Source organism: Pseudoalteromonas prydzensis, from assembly GCF_011050055.1.
Taxonomy (GTDB): Bacteria; Pseudomonadota; Gammaproteobacteria; order Enterobacterales; family Alteromonadaceae; genus Pseudoalteromonas; species Pseudoalteromonas prydzensis_A.
The window spans coordinates 1-5,531 of record NZ_DRGM01000008.1 but is presented as its reverse complement, the minus strand read 5'-3'; the positions used below and the strand labels follow the sequence as shown (position 1 = coordinate 5,531).

Here is a 5,531-nt window from a genome sequence, read left to right as displayed (position 1 = left end):
GGCCCTCAATGGTAGTCTTATTGGTCCTCTCGCAACACTAGCAGGCGAACCTGGTCAGGCCCGGAAGGGAGCAGCCACAGTTTGTGACGTGTGTGCCGAGATGTGGCTGGTAAGACTGCCACCCAAATTCCTCATTTGGGTGTTGTTTGAAGTATAAGTTGACATATTTGTACTAAAAGATGGCATAAATTGGAAGTATAAGGTGGCATAGTCTAGTATTTAACCAAATGGTTAGATGGTTGACTCACATGTACAGAAGAAAACTCAAACACTCCCGTGTTAAAAACCTCCATAAATTTGCTAGTCAAAAAAATAAATCTACTTGTTTAGTAGAATCCTCTTTAGAGTTTGATGCTTGTTTTCATTTTGAATTTTCACCATCAATAGCCGCATTTGAAGCACAACCACTTGGTTACGAATATGAGTTCGATAACCGTATTTGCCGTTACACGCCTGACTTTTTACTTACCCACACAGACGGCACGCAAAAATTTATAGAAGTAAAACCGCAAAGCAAAATTGCCGACGAAGACTTTCGTGCACGTTTTATTGAAAAGCAAGCCATCGCTAAGCAAGATGGACGCGACTTAATACTGGTTACTGATAAGCAAATCCGTGTATACCCCACACTCAATAACTTAAAGCTTTTGCATCGCTACTCTGGTTTTCAGTTCTTAACAGAGCTGCAAGCATCAGTGTTAGAGCTAGTTAAGCAATACGGATCTATCAAAGTGAGCCAGTTAGTTAGCTTTTTAAAAGTAACTGCCGGTGAGTTACTTGCTACAGTGCTACGCTTATTATCATTAGGGCAGTTATTTGCCGACTTAACTACGAATGAAATATCAATAGAAACAGCAATTTGGTCTAATAATGTTTAATGATGGTTTGTTTGATGATGAATTTAACCAGCCATTACCACAAGTAGAGACCAAACTACCTCAAAATTACGCCAAAGATTTACAAGCCCTTCCTGAAAAAATTAAAACAACAACATTTGCTAAGCTTAAATATATTCAATGGCTTGAGGCTAATATTCAAGGCGGTTGGACACAAAAAAACCTTGAGCCTTTATTGAAAGTAATGCCCGAAGTTGAGGGAGAAAAAAAGCCCAGTTGGAGAACAGCAGCACGATGGTATAGCGCTTATACCAATGCGGATAAAAATATAATGGCGCTAATACCAAGCCACCAAAAAAAAGGTAACAGGGAGCACGATACAGCAACCGATAAGTTTTTTGAAAAAGCACTTGAACGTTACTTAGTAAAAGAAAAACCATCAGTGGCTTCTGCTTATAAGTATTATGCAGATTTAGTTATTATTGAAAACGACAGTGTTGTGGGCAGTGTTTTAAAGCCTTTAACATACAAAGCGTTTAAAAACAGAATAGATAACTTACCACAATACGAAGTAATGATTGCTCGTTATGGTAAGCGCCTTGCTGATATTGCTTTTAATAAAGTAGATGGGCATACACGGCCTACCCGAATACTCGAAAAAGTTGAAATTGACCATACACCGCTTGATCTCATTCTATTAGATGATGAGCTACATATCCCGCTTGGTCGGCCGACACTCACCATGTTAGTAGATGTATATAGCCACTGTATTGTTGGCTACTACTTTAGCTTCAGTGAGCCTAGCTATGATGCAGTAAGGCGAGCAATGCTAAATGCGATGAAACCTAAAAGTGAAGTGGCAAAACTATACCCCGATAGTATTAATGAGTGGAAGTGTGCAGGTAAAATTGAAACACTCGTTGTTGATAATGGCGCTGAATTTTGGAGTAACAGCCTTGAACTTGCTTGTGAAGAAATAGGCATTAATACTCAATATAACTCAGTCGGAAAGCCTTGGTTAAAACCACTTGTAGAACGTATGTTTGGCACTATTAACACGGAATTACTTGATCCTATACCAGGAAAAACCTTTTCTAATATTTTACAAAAGCATGAATATAACCCCAAAAAAGATGCAATTATGCGCTTTACGACCTTTATACAGGTATTTCATAAATGGGTAGTAGACGTTTACCATCCAAATGCCGACAGCCGTTTTAAGTACATACCGAGCCAACTGTGGGATCAAGGCTTTAATACTTTACCACCAACAATGCTGAGTAATGATGATCTACAACGACTAGATATTGTGCTCAGTATTTCAATTCACCCTAAACTTCGAAAGGGAGGGGTATGGCTGGAAAACTTAAGGTATGATTGCACGGAGCTGTCTAATTACAGAAAGCAACTTAGTCACAACGTATCTCATAAGGTTTTAGTTAAGTTAAACCCCGAAGATATTTCTTATGTATACGTATACCTTGATAAGCTAGAGCATTACATAAAAGTACCATGCATAGACCCAAACGGTTACACCCAAAATTTAAGCTTGAATCAACATAAAATAAATATACGCATTCATCGCGACTTTATTTCGAGCTCTATCGATAATGTAGGCTTAGCAAAAGCGCGCATGTTTATTTATAACAAAATTCAAAACGAGTTTGAAGCGTTAAAAAATGGGCCAAAAAACTCAAAGGTAAAAGGGGGGAAAGCGTTAGCTAAGCATCAAAATGTTAGTAGTGATTCACAAAAATCAATCACGCAGAGCGAGCCAGTAGAACCCAAAAAGGTTACACCTAAAGAGCAAGTAACTGATAGTTGGGATGACTTTATCTCAGACCTAGATGGATTCTAATTATGCTGACCGACAAACAAAAAGAAAAACTAAATGAATTTCGCGATGTATTTATTGAATACCCAATAATAACCACTGTATTTAACGACTTCGACAGATTAAGACTTGGTAAAGGGTTAGCGGGCGAAAAGCCCTGCATGCTTTTAAATGGCGATACAGGCACAGGTAAAACAGCACTAATAAAACAGTATAAAGAACGCCATTTACCGCAATTTATTAATGGAGTGATGAATCACCCTGTATTAGTAAGCCGCATACCTAGTAACCCGACACTAGAATCTACTTTAGCCGAGCTTCTTAAAGATTTAGAACAAGTAGGTAGCACAGAGCGCAAACTGCGAGTAAACGGTACACGGTTAACGGCATCATTGATCAAATGCCTAAAAACGTGTGGTACAGAGCTTATAATTATTGATGAGTTTCAAGAGCTGATTGAGCACAACCAAGGTAAAAAACGCCGCGAGATTGCCAACCGATTAAAATACATTAACAACGAAGCGGGTGTATCAATTGTATTGGTAGGTATGCCGTGGGCAGAAAAAATAGCAGACGAACCACAGTGGTCATCGCGTTTATTAGTAAGGCGTCAGCTGCCTTATTTTAAATTATCAGAAAACCCAAAGCATTTTGTGCAGTTAATAATTGGCTTAGCCAACCGTATGCCATTTACCGATAAACCAAACTTAAGTGAGCAAGCAACAGTTTTTGCTTTGTTCTCATTATCAAAAGGCTGTTTTAGAACACTCAAATACTTTTTAGATGATGCCGTACTTTACGCACTAATAGACAACGCGAAAACCCTCACAACCCAGCATTTAGTTAAAGCATTTGAAGTACTGTTTCCTGATGTATCAAATTTATTTACCTTGCCAGTTGCAAAAATTACAGCAAGCGAAGTCGAACGCTATTCACTATACAAACCTGAAAGCGCCCAAGATGAAGATCCGTTTATAGCGACCAAGTTTACTGAAAAGATGCCTATTAGTCAGTTGTTGAGGAAGTAAAGTGTTGACTTACAGAACTCATAGTTATTTGGATACTAATTTTTCATATACTTAATAAGTTTTTCAGGAATAAAATAAATATTATGCTTAGCCCTAGTACATGCGACATAAAGCTTGTTCTTGGTCTGAGGTTTTAACTCTTCAAGCTTCCCATTTTCAAACAATTTTAGTGTTGTTGGATTCAAAATGATGCAAATATTTTCGAAACAATCTAGCCCTTTAGTAGCTCCCCAATTTTCTGTGTATCCCTTATATTTTCTACTATCTTGGTAAAAAAGTTTAGCAGTGTCTGGGCAACTCATTATTTCGATAGCTTGATTTTTACATTCAATAAACTCAATGTTGGTCTGGTCACTTCGATGAGAATCGATGTGTATAGATAGATTTTCACTAACAAAACTACACACTATAGGGCTACAACGGTGGCTCTTAGAAAGTAACTCTTCATCGACTACGTAACCAACTTTAGTAAATTTTGCTTTATATTTGTCATAGCAATCATGGAGCGACTTATTAACGTTTCCATCCCTAGACGTATCAAATGTATGCTGATAAAAGTCCCCAACAAATAATTGGTTTATATTTGCTGGAAAAATGCTTAATAAAAAGTTGAAATCGTGCCCTGCAAAATCTTGGACTTCATCAACGCAAATACTATCAAAATACTTTTCTATGCGCTTGATAACTTCATCATTGATACCAAGCTGTTCTATTAGTTTTGCAATGCGATTGGAGTACAATCTACTATGGCTATCGATATAGAACCTAGGATCATTCCGTTTCATCTTTAATGTATTAAATGGAGGGACATGCCAATTGATACCTTTAGTTTTTAGCTCGTGACCATATAGAGGCCTAAAACAAAATGAATATACGAATTGAAAATATGAGTACACTTTAATTCCGGAAGGAATTTCCCCAAACTTTTGCAATATCCTATGCTTCAGGTTCGATAAATTGTTATCTGTATAAGTTAGTATCAGAGTTTTGGAGTCACTTTCTAACCCATTTATTATGTGGCTTGTTTTACCTGAGCCAGCGACAGCAAAAACTACTCGTTTATCCATTGGAAAGCTCTTTCTATATAGTCAGGTATTATAATTTGGTCTGCTTTTTTATCTAGTAATTCAAATGCACAGTCAGCTTTATTTTTCAGCATATACTCTTGTACTGACAGTGTTTTTCGATCAGCGAGCCAAAGCTCATCACAAACTTCTCGATTTAAGTCGTAAAGGCAGATCTCAAATGTATTGCTGGTATTAACAGCATCATAAAAAATACCAATGTTATCTGCCACATAGCCGAGATAATTATCAATACAATTCGTTTGATAGTCGCCATCATTGTCACGTATCACAGCGGTTCTTATTCCCAAAACTTTTGCTATGTCTAAATACCTTTTAAAACTTGTACCACCAACTGAGATAACATGAATGTCATCGGCTTCTAATGAAGAGCCTGTTACCAATGAATAAAATGAGTCCAAAAGAATGTATTCAGCATCGCCCTCTACTAATATGACTTTCGCTGATAGTATGAATTCTAAAACATTATTATCAGGTGCTTTCATAAAAAATTTAGCTGTATCTTCTGGCAAGTCCCTCATTGTAAGAGGCTCAGGAGAAGAACTATTGAGGAGTATTGAGTTACGTAAATTTAATCTCGTACTTATTAAGCTATTGTGAGTAGCAACAAAAATTTGTTTAGCACGTGACTCTGATATTCTATGGACCAACCTTTTCATATTCGTATGACTAAGATGGTTTTCTGGCTCTTCTAACAATAATACGTCTAGTGGTTTATCTGCATCATGCTCTCTTAATGCAAACTCTG

5 protein-coding genes and 1 other RNA gene are annotated in these 5,531 nt (G+C 37.2%); 4 read left to right on the top strand and 2 right to left on the bottom strand.

Annotated elements, in window-relative coordinates; all coding sequences use genetic code 11:
* Positions 1-18: 18 nt before the first annotated feature.
* The 4 genes from ffs (at position 19) to ENH88_RS00510 (ending at position 3,698) form a co-directional block, all read left to right on the top strand.
* Positions 19-115, top strand: an RNA gene (ffs, locus tag ENH88_RS00525) — signal recognition particle sRNA small type.
* Positions 116-248: 133 nt separating this feature from the next.
* Positions 249-878, top strand: coding sequence for a Tn7 transposase TnsA N-terminal domain-containing protein (locus ENH88_RS00520; RefSeq protein WP_304178347.1), 630 nt, complete (start codon positions 249-251; stop codon positions 876-878).
* Positions 871-2,694 carry a Mu transposase C-terminal domain-containing protein gene (locus tag ENH88_RS00515; RefSeq protein WP_304178346.1) on the top strand — a complete coding sequence of 608 codons (1,824 nt, stop codon included), beginning with the start codon at positions 871-873 and terminating at the stop codon, positions 2,692-2,694. The genes ENH88_RS00520 and ENH88_RS00515 overlap by 8 nt, the downstream gene beginning before the upstream one ends.
* A gap of 2 nt (positions 2,695-2,696) precedes the next feature.
* Positions 2,697-3,698 (top strand): TniB family NTP-binding protein, encoded by a 1,002-nt coding sequence (locus tag ENH88_RS00510; protein ID WP_304178345.1) that lies wholly within the window; start codon positions 2,697-2,699, stop codon positions 3,696-3,698.
* Between the two features lie 35 nt (positions 3,699-3,733).
* Here the strand turns inward: ENH88_RS00510 and ENH88_RS00505 are convergent, their stop codons facing one another.
* Positions 3,734-4,765: a DNA helicase UvrD gene (locus ENH88_RS00505; RefSeq protein WP_304178344.1), complete on the bottom strand. Its 1,032-nt coding sequence runs from the start codon at positions 4,763-4,765 to the stop codon at positions 3,734-3,736.
* Positions 4,750-5,531, bottom strand: a 782-nt coding sequence (locus ENH88_RS00500) for an ATP-dependent nuclease (RefSeq protein ID WP_304178342.1), incomplete at its 5' end; no start/stop codon positions are given. The genes ENH88_RS00505 and ENH88_RS00500, both read right to left, overlap by 16 nt.